Genomic DNA, 26,498 nt, shown 5'->3' on the forward strand with positions numbered 1-26,498 from the left:
ACTAAGTGATGCGCGCCACAGAAGTCAAGAGGGAGATCTCAGGGAAAATCTCAGAGCGTTGCGATGATCGAGAAGTCGAGTCCGTCGGCGACGGCGAGCTGAATCTTCTGCCGTGCAACACGATCACGAAACTCGACGGTTCCGCGAGGCCCGTCGTACGCGGCACCCTCGACGACGGCGTCCAGGTCACGCGGATGAGTGCTGTCGGCGCGCCGAACCAGGGCCGAAAGGGTATGTATCCCTTCGTAACACGATTCGGCGGCATTGTTCAGCGCCGGAGCGTGCGCGCCGTGCAGTGCAACGTAGCGCCCGAGAAGATCCATGGAGTTGCCGTCGACCATCGAACGGAAGTACGCGGCGGAGGCAAACAGGTTGCGGGTTGCCCTCGGCCCGCTCGCGAGCAGCATGTTCTCTTCCATCAACGGGCTGAACCGGATCATCGACTCGTCGAGGCCGCGGCGGGCGAAGGCGCGGTTGAAATCGACGGCGTCCTGGCCGACGAGGAGCATGATCACGCCGTCGCAACCGGAGTTCGAGACGGTCTCGACCAGTTGTTTCATGTTGCCGCGCCCCAGGTCGACAAACGAACCGCCGACAAGGCTGAGATCGAGTTCGGTGGCGAATTGCCTCACGGCTCCGAGAGAGCTGTGCGGCCAGATGTAGTCGTCCCCGACGACAAACCACTTACGCGCTCCGACGTTGTCGCGCAGCCACTTCAGCGCCGGCGCGATCTGCTGCCGTGGTGTTTCGCCGGAGCAGTAGATGCCGGACCTGACCTCGCCGCCCTCGTAGAGCGAGGTGTACGAGTACGGAATGCGGTCCGCGACCACGGGTGCAAGAGCGTGGCGGACAGAGGAGATGTGCCAACCGCTGACGGCGTCGATGTCGCCGGCGTCGAGTAGTTGTCCCACGCGGGCGGCGACGACGCTCGGCGAAGCGCCGCCGTCGATCACTTCGATCTGGACTTCGCGTCCCAGCACGCCACCGGAGTTGTTGAGGTCGCGGGCGGCCAACTCGCTGATTGCTTCGCAGGAGGGGCCGAACAGTCCGGCCGGCCCCTGAAGGGGAACCACCATGCCCAGGCGCCACACCGCGCTGCGCGCGCGTTCGAGCGCGCCGGTAGCGCTCATGCGTCGCCGCCGGAATCGGGAGTCAGCGGCCTGGCCTGGGTTACTATCATTTCATTTGAAAGTATTGCCCGAGAAGTGTGAACTGCGCAACAGCGGGGGAGCGATCAGTGGGAAAAAGTGACTCCGGAATTCTTGATGCGTCGCTGACGACTGCGCTGGTCCGAGCAGCTCGAATGGCCGCGGCAGCGGCGGAGAAGGCGCTGGCGGCAGAGAATCTCACTCTTGATCACTGGATGACGCTCGAAGCCCTGGCGTCGACCGAGGGGCTGACGATGGCTGAGCTGCGCGATCGAACGGGAACACCGGCTCCGACGCTGACGCGAGTTGCGGACAAGTTGGTCTCGCTCGCGCTCATCTACCGCGAAGTCGGGGAGGACGACCGTCGGAAGGTACGCGTGTTTCTCTCCTCGCGCGGAAAGTCCTTGCACAAGAGGGTTGCCGCAGACATCCGGGTAGCCGAGGAGTCCTGGCTGACGTCGAAAGAGGAAGTGAAGTTGCGAGAGGGGCTTCGCCCCTGTGTGCCTTTCCGGTAGTGGGGACTACCAAAAAGGCGCACAGGGGCCGAAGGCCCTACTTGCCGCGGATGGCGTCGAATACCTTGGGGTCGACCAGGGTCGAGGTGTCTCCGAGGTCGCGGCCTTCGGCGACGTCGCGCAGGAGGCGGCGCATGATCTTGCCGGACCGGGTCTTCGGCAGTTCCGGCACGATCGTGATCTGACGCGGTTTGGCGATGGGGCTGATGTCGGTGGAGACCTGAGCCTTGAGTTCGGCGATGAGGACGTCGCCGGTGTTCTCGACGCCTTCACGGAGGATGACGAACGCGACGATGCCCTGTCCGGTGGTCTCGTCGGCGGCACCGACGACGGCGGCTTCGGCGACTCCGTGATGGTTCACCAGTGCTGATTCCACTTCGGAGGTGGAGATGCGGTGACCGGAGACGTTCATGACGTCGTCGACGCGGCCGAGGACCCAGAGTGCGCCGTCGTCGTCGTACTTGGCGCCGTCACCGGCGAAGTACCAGCCTTCTTCGGCGTAGCGGGACCAGTAGGTGTCGCGGTAGCGGTCCATGTCGCCCCAGATGCCGCGGAGCATCGCCGGCCACGGCTCGTCGAGGACGAGGTAACCGTTGCCGCCGGGGCCGAGGGGCTTGGCGTCGTCGTCGACGATCTTCGCGGAAATCCCCGGCAGCGGTGCCATCGCGGATCCGGGCTTGGTGGCGGTGATACCGGGCAGCGGGGAGATCATGATCGCGCCGGTCTCGGTCTGCCACCAGGTGTCGACGATGGGGGCTTTGTTGCCGCCGATGACCTCTCGGAACCAGCGCCACGCTTCGGGGTTGATGGGCTCGCCCACAGATCCGAGGAGGCGGATCGAGGACAGGTCGTGGGCGTCGGGGATCTCGCGGCCCCACTTCATGAACGTGCGCACGAGGGTGGGTGCGGTGTAGTAGATGGAGACGCCGTACTTCTCGATGATGTCGAAGTGGCGGTGCTCGTTCGGGGAGTTGGGGGTGCCTTCGTAGACGACCTGGGTGACGCCGTTCGAGAGGGGTCCGTAGACGATGTAGGAGTGTCCGGTGACCCAGCCGATGTCGGCGGTGCACCAGTAGACGTCTTGTCCCGCTTTGTGATCGAAGACGTTGTGGTGGGTGTACGACGCCTGGGTGAGGTAGCCGCCGGAGGTGTGGATGATGCCCTTGGGCTTTCCGGTGGTGCCGGAGGTGTAGAGGATGAACAGGGGATGTTCGGCGTCGAAGGCCTGCGCCTCGTGCTCGGGCGAGGCCGCCGCGACGGTCTCGTGCCACCACAGGTCGCGGCCGTCGGTCCACTCGACGTCGATGCCGGTCCGGTTGACCACCAACACGTTCTGGACGGAGTCGGCGCCGGCGACGGATTCGTCGACCGCTGTTTTGATGGGTGCTGCGGCGCCGCGTCGCCACTGGCCGTCGACGGTGACGACGAGCTTGGCTTGGGCGTCGTCGATGCGCGAGCGTAGGGCGGTGGCGGAGAATCCGGCGAAGACGACCGAGTGGGTCAGGCCGAGGCGGGCGCAGGCGAGCATGGTGACGATCGCTTCGGGGATCATCGGCATGTAGATCGCGACGCGGTCACCGGCGACGAGGCCGAGGTCGGTGAAAGTGTTTGCGGCGCGGCTGACTTCGGCGAGGAGGTCGTTGTAGGTCAGGTCGCGGGAATCGCCTGGTTCGCCTTCGAAGTGGATGGCGACGCGGTCGCCGTTGCCGGCGAGGACGTGGCGGTCGACGCAGTTGTAGGCGACGTTGAGTTTTCCGCCGACGAACCACTTGGCGACGGGGGCGTCGGTCCAGTCGAGGACGTCGGTCCATTTCTCGTGCCAGTGAAGGCGCTCAGCCTGATTCGCCCAGAAAGCGAGGCGGTCGGTATCTGCGGCAGCCTGCAACTCCGGTCCCGCGTTGGCGGCCGCAGCGAACTCTGCGCTCGGCGGATATGCCTGGGGGACGTCTGTTTCGGCTGCGCTTGTCATGGCTGACGGCCTTCTTTCCACTTTGATCGACACTTTTCTGACTCCGTGTGAGGGTAGTCACAAGCTCGCGTAAACGCACCGTTGCATCACGTTGCAACCCGTTGTCCTGCGACGATCGGTCGAATTGATGCGACGGGTGGTCGCTTCCGCCGACGAGTGAATGGGCGCGGACAGATTTCCCTCGGAATTGCGGACAATGGGTGCGATGCGCGCCCCGCGTCGGATGTGTCTATTGTCAAACCATTATTCGACCACAACTCGAAGTCACGTTCACTTTCAGTTGTAGGCGACACGACGCCGGCAGTTACGGCTGTCGGCAGGCCCCGAGCATGCTCGGGGTCACTTAGATGTGGAAGGAATTCCTTTGCGTATCTCACGCATAGCGACCGGCGCGGTCGCGCTCGGAATGACGGCAGTGCTGATCACGGCATGTTCGTCCGGCGATTCGTCGGGAGGATCGTCCAGCGGTGTCGTCAACGCCTGGGCGGGCGAGCCCCAGAACCCGTTGATTCCCACGAACACGAGTGAGAACCAGGGCGGCCGCGTCCTCGACTCCCTGTTCGCCGGTCTCGTTTCGTACACCGCCGACGGTGGCACGGAGAACGAGGTTGCCGAGTCCATCGAGAGCACCGACGGTCAGAACTTCACCGTCAAGCTCAAGGACGGTTGGACCTTCACGGACGGCACCCCCGTCACCGCGAAGTCGTTCGTCGACGCGTGGAACTTCGGAGCCCTCTCCACCAACGCTCAGATCCAGGCATCGTTCTTCGATCCGATCAAGGGCTACGACGAAGTTGCCGCCGAGGTTCCGACGGCTCAGACGATGTCGGGTCTGAAGGTTGTGGACGACTCCACCTTCACCATCGAACTCAAGCAGCCCGAGTCGGCGTTCCCCGACCGCCTCGGTTTCACGGCGTACTACCCGCTGCCCGAGGTCGCGTTCAAGGACATGACCGCATTCGGCGAGAACCCGGTCGGCAACGGCCCGTACAAGCTCGACGGCGCCGGCGCGTGGCAGCACAACGTCCGCATCGACACGGTCGTGAACCCGGACTACAACGGCAACCGCAAGCCGAAGAACGCCGGCGTCGACTTCATCATGTACAACAGCCTCGACACGGCGTACACGGATCTCCTCGCCAACAACGTCGACGTTCTCGACCAGGTCCCGCCGAGCGCGGTCACGACCTTCGAGTCGGATCTTGCCGGTCGCACGGTCAACCAGCCGTCGGCAACCATCGAGACGTTCACGATCCCGGGGCGCCTGGCGCACTTCAGTGGTGAAGAGGGCATGCTCCGCCGTCAGGCGATCTCGATGGCGATCAACCGCGATCAGATCACGCAGCAGATCTTCAACAAGACCAGGACGCCTGCACTCGACTTCACCAGCCCCGCAATCGAGGGTTGGAACGACTCGCTGACCGGTAACGGCAACCTGAAGTTCGACCCCGAGGCAGCCAAGGCCGCTTGGGCTAAGGCCGACGCCATCGCTCCGTGGTCCGGCAGCTTCGAGATCGGATACAACTCCGACGGCGGACACCAGGAATGGGTCGACGCCACGGCGAACAGCATCCGCAACACGCTCGGCATCGACGCAAAGGGCAAGCAGTACGCCACCTTTGCGCAGATCCGCACCGAAGCCACCGACCGCACCATCCAGAGCGCGTTCCGCTCCGGCTGGCAGGGTGACTACCCGCAGCAGTACGGCTTCCTGGCGCAGAACTACCAGACCGGCGGCAGCTCCAACGACGGTGAGTACTCCAACCCCGAGTTCGACCGCCTCCTGCGCGAATCGGCCGGCCAGACGGACAAGGCGAAGGCTCAGGAACTGCTCGATCAGGCTCAGGAAGTGCTGCTCAAGGACCTGCCTGCAATTCCGACGTGGTACCGCAACGCAGCCAGTGGATGGTCGGAGAACGTTTCCAACGTGACCATCAGCTGGAACGGCATTCCGGTCTACGAAGACATCGAAAAGAACTGACGCGTAGAACGATCCGCATCTGAAACGTGAGTTCGGGGCGGCAGGCGCCCTGCCTGCCGTCCCGAACTCGTGTTCACACCGGACTGTCCGCTGACGTACACGATCATCGACAAGGAGGTGATCCGATGCTCTGGTACATCGGTCGCCGAGTGCTTCAAATGATCCCGGTTTTTCTCGGGGCCACTCTTCTGATCTACGCCATGGTCTTCCTGCTTCCCGGTGATCCGATTGCCGCGTTGGCGGGCGACAAGGCGCTCAGTCCGGCTGTGGCAGCACAGCTTCGGGAGCGCTACCACCTCGATCTCCCCTTCTATCAGCAGTACCTGCTGTACCTGAAGGGCATCTTCACGCTGGACTTCGGCACGTCGTTCTCCGGACGACCTGTCAGTGAAGTTCTGGCACAGGCATTTCCGATCACGATGAAACTTGCCTTCATGGCACTGATCGTCGAGACCGTCTTCGGTGTCGGCTTCGGCCTCATCGCAGGCCTGCGTAAGGGCGGATTCTTCGACAGCACCGTCCTGCTGTTCAGCCTCGTTCTCATCGCCATCCCGATCTTCGTGATCGGCTTCCTGGCTCAGTTCTTCATCGGCGTCAAATGGGGCATCGTCCCGCCGACGGTCGGTGGCAACACCAGCTTCAAGAATCTCCTGCTCCCCGCCCTGGTTCTGGGTTCGGTCTCGTTCGCGTACGTCCTGCGACTGACCCGAACATCCGTGGCGGAGAACCTGAGTGCCGATTACGTGCGCACTGCCACCGCCAAGGGACTTTCCCGTGGACGAGTGGTTCGCGTGCACGTGTTGCGCAACTCGCTGATCCCCGTGGTCACGTTCCTGGGCGCCGACCTCGCAACGTTGATGGGCGGCGCCATCGTCACCGAGGGCATCTTCAACATCAACGGCGTCGGCGGCACGATCTACCAGGCCGTGACCAGAGGTGAAGCGCCGACGGTGGTTTCGTTCGTCACCATTCTCATCGTGATCTACCTGATCGCAAATCTGCTCGTCGACCTCTTGTACGCCGCGCTCGATCCGAGGATCCGCTATGTCTGAGACCGTGAAGACCGGACGCGCCGTCCGGCAAAGTCATTTCGTGGCACCGCCCGAAGTTGCGGCACCCGGGGAGACGGACGCCGTCAAACTCGATCAGGCGCCGACCAGCATGTGGACCGATGCGTGGCGCGACCTACGCAAGCGCCCCCTGTTCATCATCTCGACGATCATCATCCTCGCGGTCATCGTCATCGCAGCGTTTCCGAGCTTGTTCACGAGCACCGATCCGCGGTTCTGCGACCTGACCTACAGCATGCAGGGGCCGACCTCAGGGCACTGGTTCGGTTTCGACCGCCAGGGCTGTGACGTGTACTCGCGCACCATCTACGGTGCTCGCGCATCCGTACTCGTGGGCGTCGGTGTCACTGCGTCGGTGCTGGTGATCGGCGTGATCTTCGGTGCGCTGTCCGGTTTCTACGGCGGATGGACCGATTCGATCCTCTCCCGTGTCGCCGACATCTTCTTCGGCATCCCGCTGATCCTGGCTGCCATCGTCCTGATGCAGCTGTTCACCGATCGCACCATCTGGACCGTCGTCGGCGTCCTGGCACTGTTCGGTTGGCCGCAGATGGCACGAATTGCTCGAGGCGCGGTGATCTCGGCGAAGAACAACGACTACGTCATGGCTTCGGAAGCGTTGGGTGTCTCGAAGCTCAAGACACTGATCCGCCACGTCATCCCGAACTCGTTGGCGCCCATCATCGTGGTGGCCACCATCTCGCTCGGCACGTACATCGTCGCCGAGGCGACGCTGTCCTTCCTCGGTATCGGACTTCCGTCCACCGAGGTTTCGTGGGGCGGCGACATCAGCAACGCTCAGGTGACGCTGCGTCAGGGATCGACCATTCTGTTCTACCCGGCAACGGCTTTGGCGATCACCGTCCTCGGATTCATCATGATGGGTGACGCTCTGCGCGACGCCCTCGATCCCAAGTCGCGGAAGCGGTGAGCACGATGACCACCAAGGAAACTCTCACCTCGGAGGAAACTCCGTTGCTCGAGATTCGTGATCTCGAGGTGTCGTTCCAGTCCAATTCCGGTCCGGTCCCGGCAGTTCGAGGCGTCAGCCTGACCGTGTATCCGGGTCAGACGGTCGCCATCGTGGGCGAATCGGGTTCCGGTAAATCCACCACCGCGCACTCGATCATCAATCTGCTTCCCGGCACCGGCAAGGTGACGGCAGGCGAGATCATCTTCGACGGCAAGGACATCTCGAAACTTTCGGAGAAGGACTTCGTCCACATCCGGGGCAGCCAGATCGGTTTGGTTCCGCAGGACCCGATGTCGAATCTGAATCCCGTGTGGAAAGTGGGCTTCCAGATCGAGGAAGCTCTGGCCGCCAACGGGATCGCCAAGGGCAAGGCAGCCAAGGTTCGGGCCGCCGAACTGCTCGAGGAGGCAGGACTCGCCGAAGCCGAGAGCCGGTTGGGGCAGTACCCGCACGAGTTCTCGGGCGGTATGCGTCAGCGCGCACTCATCGCGATCGGGTTGTCCGCTCGTCCGAAGCTCCTGATCGCGGACGAGCCGACGTCGGCGCTCGACGTCACCGTCCAGCGTCAGATCCTCGACCACCTCGACGGTCTGACTACGGAACTCGGCACCGCCGTTCTGCTCATCACCCACGATCTGGGGTTGGCCGCCGAGCGTGCCGAGCATCTGATCGTGATGAGCAAGGGTCGTATCGTCGAATCCGGTCCGGCACTGGAGATTCTGAAGCGCCCGCAGCATCCGTACACGCAGAAGCTGGTCGCTGCTGCGCCGTCGTTGGCATCGAAGCGGCTCAGCTCGTCGGTGGCACGCGCCGAGATTCGCGAACAGGCGGAAGAGGTCGCCGAAGCGGTGAAGGCCGAGGAAAGTACGGCAGAGTCCTTCGGCAAGGCGACCGACGACGTTCTTGTCGTCGATCATCTGACCAAGGTGTTCAAGCTGCGCAAGGGTTTCCGCAAGACCACCGACTTCACAGCCGTGAACGACGTGTCCTTCAAGGTCCGCCGCGGAACCACAACGGCGATCGTCGGTGAATCGGGTTCCGGTAAGTCGACGGTCGCGCAGATGGTCCTCGGTCTGCTCGAGCCCACCGCAGGCAACGTGGTCTTCGACGGTCAGGACGTGGCGAAACTCGGTGCGAAGGAAACCTTTGCATTCCGTCGCCGAGTGCAGCCGATCTTCCAGAACCCTTACGGCACGCTCGACCCGATGTACTCGATCTACCGCACGATCGAGGAGCCGCTGCGTACCCACAAGGTCGGGACCAAAGCCGAGCGTGAGGCTCGCGTCCGCGAACTTCTCGACAAGGTGGGTCTACCGCAGTCGGTCATGCGTCGGTTCCCGAACGAACTCTCCGGTGGACAGCGTCAGCGCGTCGCGATCGCGCGAGCACTGGCCTTGCAACCGGAGGTCGTGATCTGCGACGAGGCGGTCTCCGCTCTCGACGTGCTCGTGCAGGATCAGATCTTGACCCTGCTGAACGACCTGCAGGCAGAGTTCGGGTTGACGTATCTCTTCATCACGCACGACCTGGCCGTGGTTCGTCAGATCGCGGACAACGTGTTGGTGATGTCGCGTGGCTCGATCGTCGAATCGGCACCGATCGACGACGTGTTCGGCAATCCGCAGCAGGACTACACACGCAAGTTGCTCGACGCGATTCCCGGTGGGTCCATCAAGCTGGGAAGCTGACGCAACAGGTAGGTAGGCAAGTCCGCAGAGGGGCTGCAAGGGTACCGTCGTTGATCGTGACGGACCCCTTGCAGCCCCTCGTCGATCTTCCAGGCGTACGCGCCGCCGCCGATCATGCGCGCGACGCTCTGGGTGAGGTTCATCGGCACAAGACCAACCGTCGCGGTTGGCCCACCACTGCCGCCGAAGCCGCGGTTCGCGCCGCGCGGGCTTCCGCATCGCTCGCCGGTGGCACCACCGAATTGCCGGCCGAGGGCATGGCCGGTGATCCGATTCTCGCGGGTGCTCTGCGCGTGGCTCAGGCTCTCGACGGCGACAGCCTTCCGCTCATGGAGTCGACGTGGAAGCGAGCCCCACTTCAGGCTCTGGCCCGGCTGCACCTGTTGGCCGCGGCGGATCTCGTCGAGGACGCAGATCAACTGGGGCGGCCACGGTCGGATCGCGGAGTGGGGGAGCGGTTGGACGCTCTCGCCCAACTCGTTACAGGCGGAACCAGTGCACCGGCACCGGTTCTGGCGGCCGTCGTACACGGAGAACTCTTGGCGCTGAGCCCGTTCGGCACCGCTGACGGCATCGTCGCCCGCGCGGCCTCGCGTCTGGTTGCGGTCTCGTCGGGACTGGATCCGCACAATCTCGGGGTCCCCGAGGTCAGTTGGCTTCGGCGGCCACAGGCGTACACGGACGGCGCGGCAGGATTCGCTTCGGGAAATCCGGCGGGCGTCGGCAGCTGGGTGATTCTGTGCTGTGGTGCTCTCGAAGCCGGTGCGCGAGAGGCGACTTCGATTGCAGACGCCGCTACCGGATAGTCCGGCAAATTGCCCCTGCCGGAACATAACGAACGGGCGGCGCTGCCGATAAATCGACTTCGCCGCCCGTCAGCACGGACTACTCGTTACCAAGCGTGCTCGGTGGGTTGTGTGGGTGGCCTCGGCGAGGGATCGCACTTTCTGAGGTCGTCCCCGCAACCTGTGCGGGGTCCTCGCTCAAATTGAACGAATCTCGCAGGCCCACAACGCTTCTGCCCTTATAGTGGCTTGTGCTCCGCGTGGGTGCCCTAGTGCCCGTGCTAGGAATTTCGGTTGGGGAAACGGTCCTTCTCTTCCGAGCCGTTCCTGGCCTTCCGTTCTTCCGTAACTCCTTTGTACCCTGTGTCCGGGCTCACAGCAAGTACCAATTTTTGTTTGTGGGCCTTGGATTTCAGCGTTTCCGGCGCAGTAGCCCGAAGGTCATGGCGCCGGCCACCAGAGCTGCGATTCCCACCGCAGCGGTAGTGGCCACCGTGGTCGTGGACTGGGCCGACAATCGGGCACGAAGTGAGACCGGATTCGAGAAAGTCAGTATGGGCCAACCGTTTACGGCCGCCTCCTTGCGCAACGCTCGATCGGGGTTGACTGCGGTCGGATGTCCGACAGCCTCGAGCATGGGTAAATCCGTCACCGAGTCGGAGTAGGCGTAACTGGCGGCGAGGTCGTAACCGTACTCCGCGGCGAGTTTTTCCATGGCTTCGACCTTGCCGGGGCCGTAACAGTAGAAGTCCACCTCGCCGGTGTAGTGGCCGTCTTCCTCCCTCATCGACGTCGCGACGGAATGGGTGGCGCCGAGGGCGCGGGCGATCGGTGCGACGATCTCTTCACCCGAAGCAGACACGACGATGACGTCGTGTCCACGCAGCTTGTGATCTGCGATCAGATCGGCCGCCTCGGCGAAGACGAGTGGATCGACGATGTCGTGCAGAGTCTCCGCGACGACGGCCTTCACCTGTTCCACGTCCCAGCCCGCACACATCGCGGTCAGATGCTCGCGCATGCGCTCCATCTGATCGTGATCGGCGCCGGACAGTAGAAACAGGAATTGCGCATAGCTGCTCTTGAGAACCGAGCGTCGATTGATCAGACCCTGTGCGAAGAATGGCTTGCTGAACGCCAGGGTGCTCGACTTCGCGATGATCGTTTTGTCCAAATCGAAGAAAGCGGCTGTCCGCCCGGTCTTCAGTCCGTTCGCAGGCTTGTCGGTCACAGGATTGAGGATAGTCCGACAGGCGGTTCGTGTGCTCTCCGGCAAGCGTCCTCTTTCGGCGAAAAACAGCAGTTCAGTGCAGCTCAGGCTTGCATTTCTCGCCGATGGCGGGTGTAAGATCGTTGCTGTTCGATTCGTTCGAACTAGTTCAGCCCGACCCCCCGGGGCTGAACTCAGACGGCCCCCGCCTCCTCCCCCCATTGGCGGGGGTCGTCCTCTGTCTCAGGCCTGTTTCTCCCCAACCTCCCAGTTGTCCACAGGGTTGTTCGGCCCACTGTTTTCGGTGCCGGTGCTCGTTCAGGCTCTGCAGTCATGAACACGACGATCAGCTCTCAGGAAACCGGGGCTCCCATTCTGGTTCTCGTCGACGACGCGAAAATCCTCGCGAGCGTGCGACGCGTCGCTGCCGCGGTGGACCGCCGGCTGGACGAGGCCGAACATCCCGTGTCCCGGCAACAGTGGAACCGGGCCTCGGCGGTGGTACTGGACGCGTCGGCGGCGCGAGATGCTCTGGCTCGTTCCCCCAAACGAACGCGAGTGTTCCTCGTATGCGACGGCACACCGACCGTCGACGATTGGAAGAGCGCCACCGCGATCGGAGCTGACAGCGTTCTGTCCTTGCCCGAGGAAGAGAACGCGCTGGTCGCAGTTCTGGCCGACCACGTCGACGTCAGTGGTGACGGCACCGTCGTGAGCGTGGTGGGTGGTTGTGGCGGCGGCGGAGCCTCGGCAACTGCTGCGGCAGTCGCGTTGACGTCGGCGGCACGTCACGTCCCGACGCTGTTGGTGGACGTCGACGCACTCGGTTCCGGCGCCGACGTGCTGTTGGGTATCGAGACTGCTCCCGGATTACGTTGGGGTGCACTGACCGTCGAGGGCGGGCGGTTGTCCCCGGATGCGCTGCGCGATGCACTGCCGGCAAAGGGAAAGTTTCTGAGGGTTCTGGCGAGCAGTCGCCGGGAGATCGACGGTCCGACAGTGACCGCCGTTCGCGCCGTGCTGGACGCAGGTCGCAGTTCCGGCGGGCTCGTGGTCTGCGACGTGCCACGTCATCCCAGCGAGGTAGGTCAGGCCGTGTTGGAGATGTCGGATTCGGTGCTCGTGGTGGTTCCGGCCACCGTGGCCGCATGCGTCGCGGCCGAGAAGGTCGGAGCCTGGGTGGTGCGACACAACTCCAACGTCGGGCTCGTCGTGCGTGGGCCGGCACCGGGAGGCCTACGCGGCGCCGATGTGGCAGACATGCTCGGCCTGCCCCTGACGGCCGTGATGCGCGGCCACCGATCGCTGGCGCCGATGCTCGAGCGTGGTGGCCTCGAATTGACCCGCGGTTGTCCGTTGAGTGTGGCGGCAACAGCGGTACTCGACGCCGTCGAATCCGGCGCACGCCCGCGCAGGGCTGCGGCATGAGTGCGTTGGTCACGGCCGAACTGCTCGACCGAGTTCGCGAGCGATTGACGGCGTCGTCGGTCGGCGAGCCGACGGCGGCCACCGTTGCCGATGCCGTGCGAGCCGAGTCCTCCGGCGTTCTGGCGGACACGGATCTGTTGGAGGTCGTCAGGGTGCTCCAGACGGAACTGACAGGAGCGGGGCCGCTCGAACCTCTGCTGCACGAACCCGGGGTCGCCGACGTACTGGTGACCGCGCCGGATCAGGTCTGGGTGGACCGCGGGGTCGGCCTCGAAAGGTCAGGGGTGCGGTTCACCGACGAGGCAGCTGTGCGTCGATTGGCGCAGCGGTTGGCACTGTCGGCAGGTCGACGCCTCGACGACGCCCAACCGTGGGTCGACGGCCGCCTGCGGGGCGTCGGCGACGGGCACTTCGGGGTACGACTTCATGCCGTACTCGCACCCGTGGCCCAGGGTGGAACTTGCGTGTCACTGCGAGTGTTGCGGCCCGCGACCCAGGGTCTCGACGCGCTGTCCGCCCACGGCGCCGTGGAACCGGACGCGCGAGAGCTCCTCAATCGCATCATTTCTTGTCGCTTGGCTTTTCTGGTGATCGGCGGGACCGGTGCGGGAAAGACCACGTTGTTGTCCGCCATGCTCGGCGCGGTCGACCCGCGCGAGCGAATCGTCTGTGTCGAGGACGCGGCCGAACTGGCGCCGCCGCATCCGCACGTCGTCCGCCTCGTCGCCAGAGCTCCCAACGTCGAGGGCGTCGGAGAGGTGACGGTGCGCGATCTGGTTCGGCAGGCACTACGAATGCGTCCCGATCGCATCGTCGTCGGTGAGGTCCGCGGCGCAGAGGTGACGGATCTGCTCACGGCGATGAACACCGGCCACGACGGCGGCGCCGGCACCGTTCACGCCAATTCGCCCGAAGAGGTGCCGGCCAGACTCGAGGCGTTGGCGGCGCTCGGCGGGATGGATCGCCACGCGTTGCACAGTCAACTTGCCGCGGCAGTTCAAGTGATCCTGCACGTGCACAGATTGGCTGACGGATCGAGGCGTCTCGAACAGATCGGTGTCATCGACCGCGGTGCGGACGGGTATGTACGAATCATGCAGGCGTGGCCGGACGGCGGTTCGGGTCGTGAGCGGCTCGAGCGGATGTTCCGGCTTCGCAATCGAGAGGTCGGGACGTGACGGTTTCCCTCTTGGCTTTCGCGTTGGCGGTCTCGATTGCGCCGGTGCGGGATTCACGTGCTCGGCTCGCCACGTACACCCCGAGCGTCCGCAAGCCCTCCCGGCAGATTCCGTGGCAGTTCGTCGCCGCATTTCTCGCGATTTCGGCCGCGTGGATCCTCGGAGGTCTTCCGGCAGGGTGTGCGGCTGTCGTCCTCGCCGGGACCCTGATCCTCCGTGGCCGACGCGCGAATGCAGCCGAAACCCGGGACCTCTCACAGAAGATGCTGCTCTCCGGTCTGGAGGTGCTGATCGCCGAGCTGAGCGTCGGCGCGCATCCTGCAGCGGCCAGTTCTGTTGCAGGCGAGGAATGTACCGGAGAAGTGAGTGCCGTATTCCGTTCCGCTGGGGCCAGGGCGCGTCTCGGTGGTTCTGCCGCAGCGGCCTTCGCGGTACCGGATTCGTGCATCGAGCGTGAGTTCTCCCGCATCGGATCCGTCTGGCGGGTCGCAGACCAACACGGGCTGGCGCTGGCGGAACTACTCGGCGCCGTCCGGACGGACATGTTGGGACGTAGACGCTTTCGTCAGCGTACCGAGGCCGGGTTGGCGGGCGCTCGGGCGACCGCTGCGGTGTTGGCCTTTCTCCCGCTGTTGGGGATCGGTCTCGGGCAATTGATGGGGGCTTCGCCGCTGCGCGTGCTGTTCGGAGGTGTGCTCGGCGGCGTGCTCCTGGTGATCGGAACCGCTTGTGTCTCAGCTGGTCTGCTCTGGACCGACCGGATAGCTGCGAAGGTCACGTCGTGAGTTGGGCATCCGTGGTGATGATGGCGTTGGCGCTCGCGATCATTCCCGATCGGCGCGGTGCTTCGGCCAGGGCGGCAGAAATTCTCTTCGCGGACACAACAACAGAAAATTCGGTTTCAGTCCCGGACAAGCCGGATCCACTCGCAGTTGCCGCAAGTCTCGACCTTCTCGGGGCCTGCCTACGAGCGGGGCTTCCCGTCTCCGCCGCGATCACAGCGATGGCGTCGACGGCACCGAAACCGATGGCCGACTCGCTTCGTCGCGTCGCCGACCTTCTGGCGCTCGGTGCCGATCCCGACGCCGCGTGGAGCGAAGCCGCTCTCGATCCCGATACCGAGGCGCTCGCCAGAATGGCTCGGCGTTCCGCCCGTTCGGGTTCGTCGCTGTCCTCATCCATGGCCGAACTCGCCGAGCGCAGTCGAGGTGACGCCGAGGATCTTGCTGCTGCCGCAGCCGAACGCGCGGGAGTGCTGATCAGCGGTCCACTCGGGCTGTGTTTCCTGCCGGCGTTCATCGCCTTGGGCATCGTCCCGGTGGTGATCGGGCTTGCCACGACTGTGCTCGGTAACGGCCTGCTGTGAGCCGGATCCGAGTGAAAGCTCCTGCGGCAGAAGTGCTGCCACAGGTTTCGATTGAAGGGGGAGAAATGATTTCGAAGACGTTGAGGACGGTGTCGGCCAGATTTGCGCTGTTGGTTGCCGAGGACGACGGCATGTCCACCGCGGAGTATGCGATCGGCACGATTGCGGCTGCCGCATTCGGTGCCGTCCTGTACACGGTTGTCACTGGCGACTCCATTGTCTCGGCGCTGACAGGCATCATCGACAAGGCGCTCAAGACAGCTGTGTGATGTTGTCCACGAGAGGTATTCGGCAAGCCGACGACGGCGCCGTGACGGTGGAGGCCGCGATTGCTCTGGCTTCGATCGTCACGGTGGTCGTGCTGTGTATCGGCGGAGTCCTGGCGGTGTCGATGCAGGTTCGGTGTGTCGACGCCGCTCGTGAGGCCGCGCGGTTGGTGGCACGTGGTGATCGTGAGTCTGCGGTCGCCACGGCCCGCCGGATCGCACCCGAAGATGCGTCGATCTCGGTGGAGATCGTGGACGGTTTTGCCGTTGCCGTTGTCAGCGCCGAGAGTGCGTTGCTGCCGTTGGTCGACATTTCTTCCGAGGCGGTGGCAGCTGTGGAGTCGGGAGTGGAGGAGGGGTGAACCTACGTGACGACGAAGGTGTTGCCACGGTTCTGGCGTGCTGCGTTCTGGCAGCGATCGTGATGGTGACCGGTGGGATGCTGCATGTCGGTTCCGCAGTGGTGGCTCGGCACACGGCTCAGTCGGCCGCTGATCTTTCGGCTCTCGGCGGTGCGGGCGCCTTGGACGGCGGCGACGAGTCGGCGTGTGAGATGTCCGCGGTGATCGCGGAGCGGATGCGTACGGTGCTCGCGGAGTGCGAGGTGCAGGGGTGGGATGTAGTCGTCGAGATACGCGCACCGGTGTTGTTGTCGGGCTTCGGGATCGGGGATGCGCAGGCTTACGCGCGTGCGGGTCCGGTCAGCTGATCGTGTCGATCACGGCGGTCAGAACCTTGACCGCGCCGTCTTTGTCGAGTGGGTCGTTTCCGTTGCCGCACTTGGGTGAATAGACGCAGGACGGGCAACCGTGAGCGCACTCGCAGGACAGTATGGCGTCGCGCGTCGCGGTGAGCCATCGGGACAGTTCGCTGTGCCCTCGGTCGGCGAACCCGGCGCCGCCGGCATGACCGTCGTAGACGAAGACGGTCGGGAGTCCGGTGTCCGCGTGCATCGCGGTGGACACTCCGCCGATGTCTCCGCGGTCGCAGATCGCCACCAGTGGCAGCAGGCCGATTGCGGCATGTTCGGCGGCATGCAGTGATCCGGGGAACCGTTCGGGCGGGACCCCGATGGATTCGAGGAGTTCCGGCGTGACCGTGTACATCACTGCCCTGGTGGGCAAAGTGTGTGCGGGCATGTCGAGTTCGATCGAGTCGAGGACTTCACCCGAAGTCAACCGTCGTAGGTACCCGACGACTTGATGTGTCACCTCGACCTGGACGAGAGCGACGGCGATGTCGCCGTAGTTCTTGTGCTCGAGTTGTTCGGTGATCGTGATTTCGGTGGTCTCGCGAGCCGAGGTGGTCCAGTCCGGATTCTCGGTGTGCACCAGTGCGAGTCCGACGTCGAGGTCCAGTTCGTCGACGACGTAGGTCTCGCCTTGATGGATGTGCACGGCGCCGGGATGAACTGTGGCCGGAGCGCGGCCCGCGTCGACAGTGCCCAGCATCCGGCCGGATTCACCGTCGACAATGGCCACCTGAGTTCCGATGCCGCCGCGAATGTCCAAAGAGCCGTGGGGGTTCGAATCGGCGGTGACGAACCATCCGTGCTTTCGGCGCCGGATCCTGCCTTCCTCGGACAGTCTCGTCAGAACCTCGAGAGCCCCGAACGCGTCCACCTCGGCATCGGAAAGTGGGAGTTCCATTGCAGCGCAGAGAAGTTGTGGTCCCAGGACGTACGGATTTCCGGGATCTGTCACCGTCGCCTCGACGGGTTTGTCGAGTACCGCTGACGGATGGTGAACGAGGTAGGTGTCGAGTGGATCGTCGCGGGCGATCAACACGACGAGTGAACCCTCACCGCGTCGCCCGGAGCGACCCGCTTGCTGCCAGAACGAGGCGACGGTGCCCGGGAAGCCTGCCACGACAACGGCGTCGAGGCCTGCGATGTCGACGCCGAGCTCCAGTGCGTTGGTGGTGGCTGCGCCCAGCAGTGTGCCGTCGGCGAGTGCAGCTTCCAGTTCGCGTCGGTCCTCGGCCAGATATCCGGCGCGATACGACGCGACTCGCTCGGCGAGGTCCGGGTCCACCTCGGCGAGTAGACGTTTGGTGGCCATCGCGGTCAGTTCGGCGCCGCGGCGGGAGCGGACGAAGGTGAGAGTGCGGGCGCCTTCGATCATGAGGTCGGCCATGATCCGCGCGGCTTCCGCGCCCGCGGGACGTCGTACCGGGCTACCGTTTTCGCCGGTCAATGCCTCCAGTAGCGGTGGTTCCCACAGTGCGACGGTGCGTGGGCCGTGCGGCGATCCGTCTTCCGTGACCTCGGTGCAGTGTGCGCCTATGAGCCGCGAGGCCGCCGCGCCGGGATCTGCTGTGGTCGCGCTGGCCAGAATGAAGGTGGGTTCGGCGCCGTAACGGGCTGCAATTCTGCGTAATCGCCGGATCACGAGCGCGACGTTGGATCCGAAGACTCCCCTGTAGGAGTGGCATTCGTCGATGATCACGTATTTCAGGTTGCGGAAGAAGTGTGCCCATCGCTGATGGGTTCTGAGCAGAGAAATGTGGATCATGTCGGGGTTGGTGAAGAGCCAGCGTGAGTTCTCACGTGCCCAAGTGCGGAGTTCCTGAGAGGTGTCGCCGTCGTACGCACTGGCGTTCGTGCTGCGAAGTTCGACGTCGAAGTCGGTGAGGGACAGCACTGCTCGCAGTTGATCGGAGCCCAGCGCTTTGGTGGGGGAGAGGTACAGGGCTGTTGCGAGCGGATCGGTCGCCATGGCCGTCAGCACCGGGAGTTGGTACGCCAGTGACTTACCCGACGCCGTACCGGTGGCCACGACCACGTGTTTTCCGGCGTAAGCGAGGTCGGCGGCCTCACTCTGGTGGATCCACGGGGACCGCACGCTGTGCTCGGCGAGCGCACGTACGACGCTGGGGTGCACCCACTCCGGCCATTCGGTGAACTCGGCTACGCGAGCAGGTAACTGCGCGGTGAACATCAGTGGTTTTTCGCTTCCACTGACCCCGGCGACGACCCGATCGAGCAGCATCTGCCCGTAGGTCTCGCCAGGCTTCCCTCCCGGGGCGGGGATCGGGGAAGGTGCGTTCACGTGACTCTCCGGGCTCGGCGTTGGGGTGTGGCGGCAATCGGAAACTGTCGCTACCTGCAGTTTTGATGATACGCAACGGTCGGCGGTCTTGGTGGAACCGGGTGCTCGGCGCGCGAGCGGGAAACCACGATCGTGGGCTGTTTTTCTCGTAGCGAACTTTTAACGTTTTTAGTTCCCTTTTCGACTGTTGTGCACGCGGAGAACATGGTTGACTGACAATCGGTCGCAGCTTCTGTGTTCGTAGGCTTGAGAGAGTGCACGCTCGCAGGATCGTTGTTGCGGGCGCGGTGCTCTGCCTTTCCTGAGGGGGAAATAAAGACGTACAGCGGTCGGAACCGGCCCGGTGGACTGTAAGGGCTGTTCACCGAATCCGGTGTTAGAAAGAGAAGGAAAAGCATGGCACAGGGCACTGTGAAGTGGTTCAACGCTGAAAAGGGCTTCGGCTTCATCGCTCCCGAAGACGGTTCCGCAGACGTCTTCGTTCACTACTCCGAAATTCAGGGCAACGGCTTCCGTACCCTCGAGGAGAACCAGCGTGTGGAGTTCGAGGTCGGCCAGGGCACCAAGGGTCCCCAGGCTACCGGCGTTCGCGCGGTCTGATTTTTCCGCTCACTTGCTGAGCGATTAGTTCGGACAGTATTTGTCCCCCATCGCATCCGTGCGGTGGGGGACAAATCTTTTCGGGCTGAGTTAGTACTTTCCCTGTCCGAGGTGAATGCACGCAGCTGTTCGGCCACGGCCGGTCGTCTATGCCGTCGATACCTTCGTGGCTTACGTTTCACTCTGTGAGCCAACTGTCCTTTTTCTCTGCCGAGTCGATTCCACCTGCCGTGACGGACCTTGCCGGAATGCTGGCCGGACCGGGGCAGGTCGTGACCTCGGAGGATCGCGCGCGGATCTCGATCGTCGTGGATCGGGACTGGAGAGCACAGGCCGTTGCCGAGTTGATCGCGCAGTGCGGACTCGGGGCCGAGGTGACGCGTAGTGAAGAAGGCAGCCCATTGGTCCGCACTCAGTCGACGCCCGCACTCCTTCCGCTGTCCGTGCAGTGGACCAAGGGAGCTGTGAAGGCGGTGCCGGTCGGTTGGGTACCGAACTCCCGCCAACTCCGGGTGTGGGCCGTCGCCGCCGGCCGACTCGAAGAAGGCGGTGAACGATTCGTGTTCGGCCTCGACCCCCATGCCAAGGAGACACACGCACCGCTGGCTCAGGCCTTGATGCGGGTTGGTATCGCGCCGACTCAACTGGGTAACCGGACACCGGGCCCGGGGCTCCGTGTGTCGGGAAAGAAGAGACTGACAAAGCTCGTCGAATACCTCGGTGAGGCGCCGAAACACGTCGACACCTCGGTCGCCTGGCCACACGTCTGACAGTGCTGATGCCGCGTGTCCACCGGTGCTGATGCCGCGTGTCCACCGGTGCTGATGCCGCGTGTCCACCGGTGCTGATGCCGCGTGTCCGACGGAGCCCATACTGTACTGATCTGCACGAATGTCTTGCGGGTATGTCACTCTGTAAAGAGAGACACGGGGTATAACTTGCTCCACACGTCTAGTTCTGAAGATCTGCCGACGGCAGTGAACGTCCAAAGGAAGGCTCGGGCAGCAGGTGGCTAAAGCGGACAACGGCAGCGGTCAGGGAGCGTCCGGTAACCCTCGTCGCCTCGTGATCGTCGAGTCACCGACCAAGGCGCGCAAAATCGCTCCCTACCTCGGTAAGGACTACGTCGTCGAGGCATCGGTCGGTCACATTCGCGACCTCCCGCGCGGCGCAGCGGACGTTCCGGCCAAGTACAAGGGCGAGTCCTGGGCCCGTCTCGGCGTCAACGTCGATCACGACTTCGAGCCGCTCTATGTCGTGAGCCCGGAAAAGAAGGGCAAGGTCGCCGAACTCAAGTCTCTGTTGAAGGACGCCGACGAGCTCTTCCTCGCAACTGACCCTGACCGCGAGGGCGAGGCAATCGCCTGGCATCTCCTCGAGACCCTCAAGCCCAAGATTCCGGTTCGTCGAATGGTCTTCCACGAGATCACCGAGCCGGCAATCCGTGCTGCTGCCGAAGACACCCGCGAACTCGACACCGACCTCGTCGATGCTCAGGAAACCCGCCGCATCCTCGACCGTCTCTACGGTTACGAGGTCAGCCCGGTTCTCTGGAAGAAGGTCATGCCGAAGCTCTCGGCCGGCCGCGTCCAGTCGGTGGCCACGCGCGTCATCGTCCAGCGTGAACGCGAGCGGATGGCGTTCAAGTCGGCGTCGTACTGGGATATTTCCGCGACGCTCGACGCCGGTGCAGAGGCCAGCCCGCGTAGTTTCGGTGCTCGCCTGGTCTCCGTCGACGGTTCGCGTGTCGCCTCCGGTCGTGATTTCGGAGCTGACGGAAAGCTCAAGGGCAGCGCGGTCACCGTGCTCGACGAGGCGTACGCGCGTCGTCTCGCGGAGGCGTTGCAGGGCGTCGACCTCACGGTTTCCTCCGCCGAGGACAAGCCGTACACCCGCAAGCCTTACCCGCCGTTCATGACGTCGACGCTCCAGCAGGAAGCCGGACGCAAACTTCGTTTCACGTCCGAGCGTGCAATGCGCATCGCACAGCGTCTGTACGAAAACGGCTACATCACCTACATGCGTACCGACTCGACGACTCTCTCGGAGTCGGCGATCGCTGCCGCTCGTGCGCAGGCCACCGAGTTGTACGGTCCGGAATACGTGCATCCGACGCCGCGTCAGTACACCCGCAAGGTCAAGAACGCGCAGGAAGCCCACGAGGCGATCCGCCCCGCCGGCGACGTGTTCCAGACCCCGGGTCAGCTGCACTCCAAGCTCGATTCCGACGAGTTCAAGCTGTACGAACTGATCTGGCAGCGGACCGTCGCTTCGCAGATGGCCGACGCCCGCGGTACGACGTTGACGCTTCGCATCTCCGGCACGGCAGGCACCGGCGAGGACTGCACGTTCTCCGCTTCGGGTCGCACCATCGTGTTCGCCGGCTTCCTCAAGGCTTACGTCGAGAGCGTCGACGAAGAGGCCGGCGGTCAGTCCGACGACGCCGAATCCAGGCTTCCGGTGCTGGTCAAGGGTCAGGAAGTCACGGCCACCAAGCTCGATCCGGACGGGCACAGCACCAACCCGCCCGCTCGCTACACAGAAGCCAGCCTGATCAAGACGCTCGAAGAACTCGGCATCGGCCGTCCTTCGACCTACTCGTCGATCATCAAGACCATCCTCGATCGCGGATACGTCTACAAACGTGGCAGCGCGCTGGTTCCGTCCTGGGTGGCGTTTGCCGTCATCGGGCTGCTCGAGGTGCACTTCGGCCGGCTGGTCGACTTCGATTTCACGGCAGGAATGGAAGACGATCTCGACGCGATCGCCGGTGGCCGTGAGCAGCGTGGCAACTGGCTGAGCAGCTTCTACTTCGGCGGCGAGACAGGCGCTGAAGGTTCGGTCGCCCGCGAGGGCGGGCTGAAGAAGATGGTCGGTGTCAATCTCGAGGAGATCGACGCTCGCGAGGTCAACTCCATCCGACTGTTCGACGACGCCGAGGGTCGCGAGGTTCACGTGCGCGTCGGCCGGTTCGGGCCGTATCTCGAGCGCATGGTTCAGAATCCGGACGATCCCGAAGGCGATCTGATCTCGCAGCGGGCAAATCTTCCCGATGACCTGCCACCGGACGAGCTCACTCCCGAGTACGCCGAGAAGTTGTTCTCGACGCCTCAAGAGGGCCGCAAGCTGGGCGTCGACCCACTGACGGGCCACGAGATCGTCGCGAAGGAAGGCCGCTTCGGTCCCTACGTGACCGAGATCCTGCCCGAACCGCCGGCCGAGCCGGAACCGGACATCGTTCCCGTCACCGCTCCCGAGCCGGAAGAAATCAGTTCGGGCAGTACCAAGACTGCGGTGAAGAAGGCCGCAGCCAAGAAGGCACCCGCGAAGAAGGCTGCCAAGAAGGTCGCGGGCCCCAAGCCGCGGACGGGATCGCTGCTCAAGTCCATGGATTTGGCGACGATCACCTTGGAAGATGCGCTGCGTCTGCTGTCGCTTCCGCGCGTCGTGGGTCTCGACCCCGAATCGAAGGAAGAGATCACCGCGCAGAACGGCCGTTACGGTCCGTACCTGAAGAAGGGCACGGACTCACGCTCGCTCGCCAACGAAGAGCAGATGTTCACCGTCACGCTCGACGAGGCGCTCAAGATCTACGCCGAGCCGAAGCGTCGTGGGCGTCAGGCGTCGGCAACGCCTCCGCTGCGTGAGTTGGGCGTCGATCCGGTCAGCGAGAAGCCGATGGTGATCAAGGACGGCCGTTTCGGTCCGTACGTCACCGACGGCGAGACCAACGCCAGTCTTCGTAAGGACGACGACGTCGAATCCATTTCCGATGCTCGTGCATCGGAGTTGCTGGCTGATCGTCGTGCGCGCGGCCCGGTCAAGAAGAAGGCAGCGGCCAAGAAGGCTCCGGCAAAGAAGGCCGCTGCCAAGAAAACAGCCGCAAAGAAGGCCCCGGCAAAGAAGGCCGCCGCCAAGAAGGCTCCGGCGAAGAAGGACTCGTAAGGCTTCGTCGGTGCCGACGGTTAGGGTTTTTGCATGAGTACTGAAGTGGCCGAACGAGGTGTGTTCGGTCGGCTGGTGGGTCAGCACGACGTCGAGCAGAGCCTGCGTGATGCTGCACTGTCGGCTCGTGGCGATTCCAGCGGCTCGGAGATGACCCACGCGTGGCTCTTCACCGGGCCACCCGGCTCAGGTCGTTCGGTGGCTGCTCTCTGCTTCGCCGCTGCCCTGCAGTGCACCTCCGACGGTGCACCAGGGTGCGGTGAGTGTCATGCGTGTACGACGACGATGGGTGGAACCCACGGTGACGTACGACGGATCATCCCCGACGGCCTGAGCATCAGCGTCAAAGGTATGCGCGAGATAGTCAACATCGCTTCGCGTCGGCCGACGACGGGGCGGTGGCAGGTCATCGTGGTCGAGGATGCCGATCGTTTGACCGAAGGCGCAGCCAACGCCCTCCTGAAGGTTGTCGAGGAGCCGCCGGACCGCACGGTCATCCTGCTCTGCGCGCCGACGACCGATCCGGAAGACATGTCTGTCACCCTCCGATCGCGGTGTAGGCACATGCCGTTGGTGACGCCGTCCGTCGAATCGATCGCCCAGGTACTGATCGACCGCGACGGGCTGGATCCGGAACGGGCGAGAATCGCCGCATCGATCAGCGGCGGACATGTCGGCCGGGCTCGGCGTCTCGCCACCGACGAGAGCGCGCGCGACGAGCGTCAGCGTTCGCTTCGACTTGCCGCAGACGCGATCGGGGCTTCGACGGCGTACAAGGCCGCAGAGAACTTGGTGAAGTCGATCGAGGCTGACACCAAGGCGTTCTACGCCGAACTCAAGGAACAGGAACTCGAGGAACTCAAGGTCTCCTTGGGTGGCGGTGGAACCGGCAAGGGAACAGCCGGGACTCTGCGCGGATCGGCTGGTCTGATCAAGGACCTCGAAGCGCGTCAGAAATCGCGCGACACCCGGGCCCGCCGCGATCTTCTCGACCGGACGCTGATCGACCTGGCCGGCATGTACCGGGACGCGCTCTCCTGTTCGCTGGGGTCGACGTCGACGGCGACCCATCCCGACATGGCTCGGCAGGCCGCCGAGTTGGCTGCACGAACGTCCCCGGAGGGGTTGCTCAAGTGCATCGAAGCGGTGCTCGAATGCCGCGAGGCCGTCGACTTCAACGTCAAGTTGCAGTGGGCGCTCGATGCGATGGTTGCCTCCATCGGAGCCGCTTTCCGACCCCCGTTTTCGCGATCCGGGGGTTGACCAGATAGACTCGCCACCGCCGAAAGGCACGCTGCCTTAGCTCAGTCGGTAGAGCATTTCACTCGTAATGAAAAGGTCGAGAGTTCGATTCTCTCAGGCAGCTCAGCCAAGAGCCCCACACCCGGAAATCCGGATGTGGGGCTCTTGTCGTTAGTTCCCAATTCTTGCGTATGTGCGGTTTATCCTGAGTTCGGCGAACACGTGCCTGAACAGGGGAGACCTCGATGTCGGATCAGAACTGGGGACCAGGCCAACCATCGCAGAATCAGCCGCCGTACGGGCAGATGCCGCCGATGCCGCCGCAGGGTTATCAGCCGCCGACGCCCGCCTATCCGTACGCAAGCTGGATCTCGCGGGTGTTCGCGTCAATCCTCGACGGCTTTGTCGTTCCGCTCCCCGGCGTCATCCTCGCGGGCATCGGAGCAGTGATCGCGTTCTCCGGATCCGAAGTGACCACATACGACGACGGCAGCGTGAGCGCTGAAGGCGGCAATCCGGTCGGCGTGATCGTCATGGTCGTCGGCATACTGGCGATCTTCTTGATCGAGGTATGGAACCTCGTCTTCAGACAAGGGAACACCGGACAGACGCTCGGCAAGAAGTGGCTGGGAATTTCGGTGATTCGGGAGTCCGACGGTGTACCGCTCGGCCCGGTTATGGCGCTGCTTCGTTGGATCATGATGGCGATCCTGGGTGGGGCATGCTTCCTCAACTATCTCTGGCCGCTCTGGGACTCGAAGCACCAGTGCTGGCACGACATGGTGGTCCGGTCGGTAGTCGTTCGCGCCCGCTAGTCGCTGCCGGGGTCTCTTACAGTGGGTGCCATGGAGTTGGAAGCGGTCACAAGTCGACGACGCTCGCTGGCCGCACCCGTCGGTGTTGCTGCAGTGGCCGTGACGGCCGCCGCGGTACTCCACTTCCGTGATCCCCACAGCGCGGGTAGTTACGGCGTTTGTCCGATGTACGCGTTGACGGGATTGTGGTGCCCGGCGTGTGGTGGCCTTCGTGCGGTCAATGACCTGACTAATCTGGATATTGGCGCCGCAGTGTCCAGCAATGCCTTGATCGTGCCGTTTATCGCGGTGTTGGTGATCGCGTGGATCGGTTGGACAGTGCGCCGTTGGAAAGGCACGCGGGATCGCATGATCGTGCTTCGGCCGACTGTGACGATCGTGGTGCTCGGAGTTCTCGTTGCATTTACGGTTGTTCGAAACACCCCGTGGGGGAGCTGGCTCGCGCCGGCGTGACGGTAAGAGGTCGACATGGCACTGCAGGTTTTTTCGCTCATCGTTCTGCTCGGCGCGCTGATCATCTTGATTCCGACGGCACGACGTGTCTTCGGCAAGAAGGACGACGAGTAGGCCTCGACAACTGGGCCCGCGCGGCACATGCTGGCGGTATGGCTGATTCGTTGAAAGCCCGCGTCAAGGAAAAGTTGCTGAGGCAACTCGCCGAGGACGGTCGGCACCCGATTCAGGAAGCTGAGGGTGACGATCCGCGGTTGGTGTCGATCAACGACGATCTCGAAGCGTTGGAACAGGCCGAGGAAGGCGATCCGATCGTCGAAGAACTGGCCGAGAGGTACTGGGTTCCGTGAAGTTAACCGACCGCAGTGCTCTGACCTGGCGATTTGGTGTTGTGTTGATCTTCGCGTAACTTTGTCCAGGTCAGAGCGACACGGACACCGACTCCCACCTGCGAGGGTGAGTGACACGAGGTTGTACGAAGTGCCTGGCGAACACAATCCAGTTATTCTTCACGGGGTTCCGGTTTGCGCCGGTGACTTGGTTGGGATAGGCTGGAAAAGTTGCCCCGGAGCGGCGGCCATAGGGTCGTGGTGATGGTGTGTGCGTGTTCTTTGAGAACTCAACAGTGTGTCGATGAATGTCAGTGCCAAATATTTTTTGGTACTTCACATCCGCGAATGATCAACCGCCCCTTGGGGTTTGGTTGGTTTGTGTGTGGTGTGAGTATTTTTCGTCGGTGATTGTTCATTCTTCCGTCTGAATGGTTGCCGACACATTTTTTGCTAGTTGAGTTTTTTTGCTAGTGATTTGACTCTT

General features: G+C 63.6%; 24 protein-coding genes and 1 tRNA gene. 21 read left to right on the top strand and 4 right to left on the bottom strand.

The genetic code is table 11. The features are described from left to right. Positions 1 to 50: 50 nt before the first annotated feature. Positions 51 to 1,130, bottom strand: a complete 1,080-nt coding sequence (locus ATN37_RS16885) for a substrate-binding domain-containing protein (protein ID WP_007732424.1) — start codon at positions 1,128 to 1,130, stop codon at positions 51 to 53. A gap of 107 nt (positions 1,131 to 1,237) precedes the next feature. Here ATN37_RS16885 and ATN37_RS16890 point away from each other — a divergent pair, with 107 nt between their 5' ends. Continuing rightward, positions 1,238 to 1,663: a MarR family transcriptional regulator gene (locus tag ATN37_RS16890; protein WP_042446697.1), complete on the top strand. Its 426-nt coding sequence runs from the start codon at positions 1,238 to 1,240 to the stop codon at positions 1,661 to 1,663. 37 nt (positions 1,664 to 1,700) lie between these two features. Here ATN37_RS16890 and acs read toward each other — a convergent pair whose 3' ends face one another. After that, positions 1,701 to 3,632, bottom strand: a complete 1,932-nt coding sequence (gene acs / locus ATN37_RS16895; RefSeq protein WP_218695420.1) for an acetate--CoA ligase — start codon at positions 3,630 to 3,632, stop codon at positions 1,701 to 1,703. A gap of 364 nt (positions 3,633 to 3,996) precedes the next feature. Between acs and ATN37_RS16900 the strand changes: the two genes are divergently transcribed. From ATN37_RS16900 to ATN37_RS16920, 5 genes are all read left to right on the top strand, one after another. Further along, complete coding sequence (locus ATN37_RS16900) at positions 3,997 to 5,613, top strand: ABC transporter substrate-binding protein (protein WP_037132624.1); 1,617 nt, start codon at positions 3,997 to 3,999, stop codon at positions 5,611 to 5,613. 125 nt (positions 5,614 to 5,738) lie between these two features. After that, on the top strand, positions 5,739 to 6,665 hold the full coding sequence (locus ATN37_RS16905; RefSeq protein WP_003946101.1) for an ABC transporter permease: 927 nt from the start codon (positions 5,739 to 5,741) through the stop codon (positions 6,663 to 6,665). Continuing rightward, positions 6,658 to 7,614 (top strand): ABC transporter permease, encoded by a 957-nt coding sequence (locus ATN37_RS16910; RefSeq protein ID WP_019746638.1) that lies wholly within the window; start codon positions 6,658 to 6,660, stop codon positions 7,612 to 7,614. Before ATN37_RS16905 ends, ATN37_RS16910 begins: the two co-directional genes overlap by 8 nt. Positions 7,615 to 7,619: 5 nt before the next feature. After that, positions 7,620 to 9,344, top strand: coding sequence for an ABC transporter ATP-binding protein (locus ATN37_RS16915; protein WP_099696931.1), 1,725 nt, complete (start codon positions 7,620 to 7,622; stop codon positions 9,342 to 9,344). 56 nt (positions 9,345 to 9,400) lie between these two features. After that, positions 9,401 to 10,150: a hypothetical protein gene (locus ATN37_RS16920; protein ID WP_020905979.1), complete on the top strand. Its 750-nt coding sequence runs from the start codon at positions 9,401 to 9,403 to the stop codon at positions 10,148 to 10,150. Positions 10,151 to 10,541: 391 nt separating this feature from the next. Here ATN37_RS16920 and ATN37_RS16925 read toward each other — a convergent pair whose 3' ends face one another. Then, positions 10,542 to 11,360 (bottom strand): HAD-IB family hydrolase, encoded by an 819-nt coding sequence (locus ATN37_RS16925; protein ID WP_073513331.1) that lies wholly within the window; start codon positions 11,358 to 11,360, stop codon positions 10,542 to 10,544. Between the two features lie 312 nt (positions 11,361 to 11,672). Between ATN37_RS16925 and ssd the strand changes: the two genes are divergently transcribed. From ssd to ATN37_RS16960, 7 genes are all read left to right on the top strand, one after another. Beyond that, entirely contained in the window at positions 11,673 to 12,767 is a 1,095-nt protein-coding gene (gene ssd, locus ATN37_RS16930) for a septum site-determining protein Ssd (RefSeq protein WP_003946126.1), read from the top strand. Then, on the top strand, positions 12,764 to 13,945 hold the full coding sequence (locus tag ATN37_RS16935) for a TadA family conjugal transfer-associated ATPase (RefSeq protein WP_042446712.1): 1,182 nt from the start codon (positions 12,764 to 12,766) through the stop codon (positions 13,943 to 13,945). Before ssd ends, ATN37_RS16935 begins: the two co-directional genes overlap by 4 nt. Next, on the top strand, positions 13,942 to 14,730 hold the full coding sequence (locus tag ATN37_RS16940; protein WP_218695421.1) for a type II secretion system F family protein: 789 nt from the start codon (positions 13,942 to 13,944) through the stop codon (positions 14,728 to 14,730). Before ATN37_RS16935 ends, ATN37_RS16940 begins: the two co-directional genes overlap by 4 nt. After that, positions 14,727 to 15,311, top strand: coding sequence for a type II secretion system F family protein (locus tag ATN37_RS16945; RefSeq protein WP_058038260.1), 585 nt, complete (start codon positions 14,727 to 14,729; stop codon positions 15,309 to 15,311). The genes ATN37_RS16940 and ATN37_RS16945 overlap by 4 nt, the downstream gene beginning before the upstream one ends. Before the next feature lie 65 nt (positions 15,312 to 15,376). Next, complete coding sequence (locus ATN37_RS16950) at positions 15,377 to 15,580, top strand: DUF4244 domain-containing protein (RefSeq protein WP_007732448.1); 204 nt, start codon at positions 15,377 to 15,379, stop codon at positions 15,578 to 15,580. Continuing rightward, positions 15,580 to 15,939, top strand: coding sequence for a TadE family type IV pilus minor pilin (locus ATN37_RS16955; protein WP_003946102.1), 360 nt, complete (start codon positions 15,580 to 15,582; stop codon positions 15,937 to 15,939). Before ATN37_RS16950 ends, ATN37_RS16955 begins: the two co-directional genes overlap by 1 nt. Next, positions 15,936 to 16,286: an Rv3654c family TadE-like protein gene (locus ATN37_RS16960; RefSeq protein ID WP_064112056.1), complete on the top strand. Its 351-nt coding sequence runs from the start codon at positions 15,936 to 15,938 to the stop codon at positions 16,284 to 16,286. Before ATN37_RS16955 ends, ATN37_RS16960 begins: the two co-directional genes overlap by 4 nt. Here the strand turns inward: ATN37_RS16960 and ATN37_RS16965 are convergent. Then, complete coding sequence (locus ATN37_RS16965) at positions 16,279 to 18,567, bottom strand: DEAD/DEAH box helicase (RefSeq protein WP_050655288.1); 2,289 nt, start codon at positions 18,565 to 18,567, stop codon at positions 16,279 to 16,281. The genes ATN37_RS16960 and ATN37_RS16965 overlap by 8 nt on opposite strands. A 456-nt stretch (positions 18,568 to 19,023) precedes the next feature. On the opposite strand from ATN37_RS16965, the gene ATN37_RS16970 reads away from it, so the two are divergent. The 8 genes from ATN37_RS16970 (at position 19,024) to ATN37_RS17005 (ending at position 26,032) form a co-directional block, all read left to right on the top strand. Further along, entirely contained in the window at positions 19,024 to 19,227 is a 204-nt protein-coding gene (locus tag ATN37_RS16970) for a cold-shock protein (RefSeq protein WP_003946117.1), read from the top strand. A gap of 185 nt (positions 19,228 to 19,412) precedes the next feature. Continuing rightward, positions 19,413 to 19,997 carry a hypothetical protein gene (locus ATN37_RS16975; RefSeq protein WP_003946106.1) on the top strand — a complete coding sequence of 195 codons (585 nt, stop codon included), beginning with the start codon at positions 19,413 to 19,415 and terminating at the stop codon, positions 19,995 to 19,997. 238 nt (positions 19,998 to 20,235) lie between these two features. Continuing rightward, entirely contained in the window at positions 20,236 to 23,172 is a 2,937-nt protein-coding gene (topA, locus tag ATN37_RS16980; RefSeq protein ID WP_218695422.1) for a type I DNA topoisomerase, read from the top strand. 33 nt (positions 23,173 to 23,205) lie between these two features. Then, entirely contained in the window at positions 23,206 to 24,435 is a 1,230-nt protein-coding gene (locus ATN37_RS16985; protein ID WP_037132620.1) for a DNA polymerase III subunit delta', read from the top strand. Positions 24,436 to 24,465: 30 nt separating this feature from the next. Continuing rightward, positions 24,466 to 24,538 (top strand) — tRNA-Thr (locus ATN37_RS16990). A 121-nt stretch (positions 24,539 to 24,659) separates the two neighbouring features. Continuing rightward, on the top strand, positions 24,660 to 25,229 hold the full coding sequence (locus ATN37_RS16995) for an RDD family protein (RefSeq protein WP_021342696.1): 570 nt from the start codon (positions 24,660 to 24,662) through the stop codon (positions 25,227 to 25,229). 30 nt (positions 25,230 to 25,259) lie between these two features. Next, positions 25,260 to 25,682, top strand: coding sequence for a DUF2752 domain-containing protein (locus tag ATN37_RS17000; RefSeq protein WP_007732476.1), 423 nt, complete (start codon positions 25,260 to 25,262; stop codon positions 25,680 to 25,682). Between the two features lie 152 nt (positions 25,683 to 25,834). After that, the gene (locus tag ATN37_RS17005; protein ID WP_003946112.1) at positions 25,835 to 26,032 is read left to right on the top strand and encodes a hypothetical protein; all 198 of its coding nucleotides are present in this window, start codon (positions 25,835 to 25,837) and stop codon (positions 26,030 to 26,032) included. The last annotated feature ends 466 nt before the right edge of the window (positions 26,033 to 26,498 follow it).

Source organism: Rhodococcus sp. MH15, assembly GCF_019266045.1.
Lineage (GTDB): Bacteria > Actinomycetota > Actinomycetes > Mycobacteriales > Mycobacteriaceae > Rhodococcus_F > Rhodococcus_F qingshengii.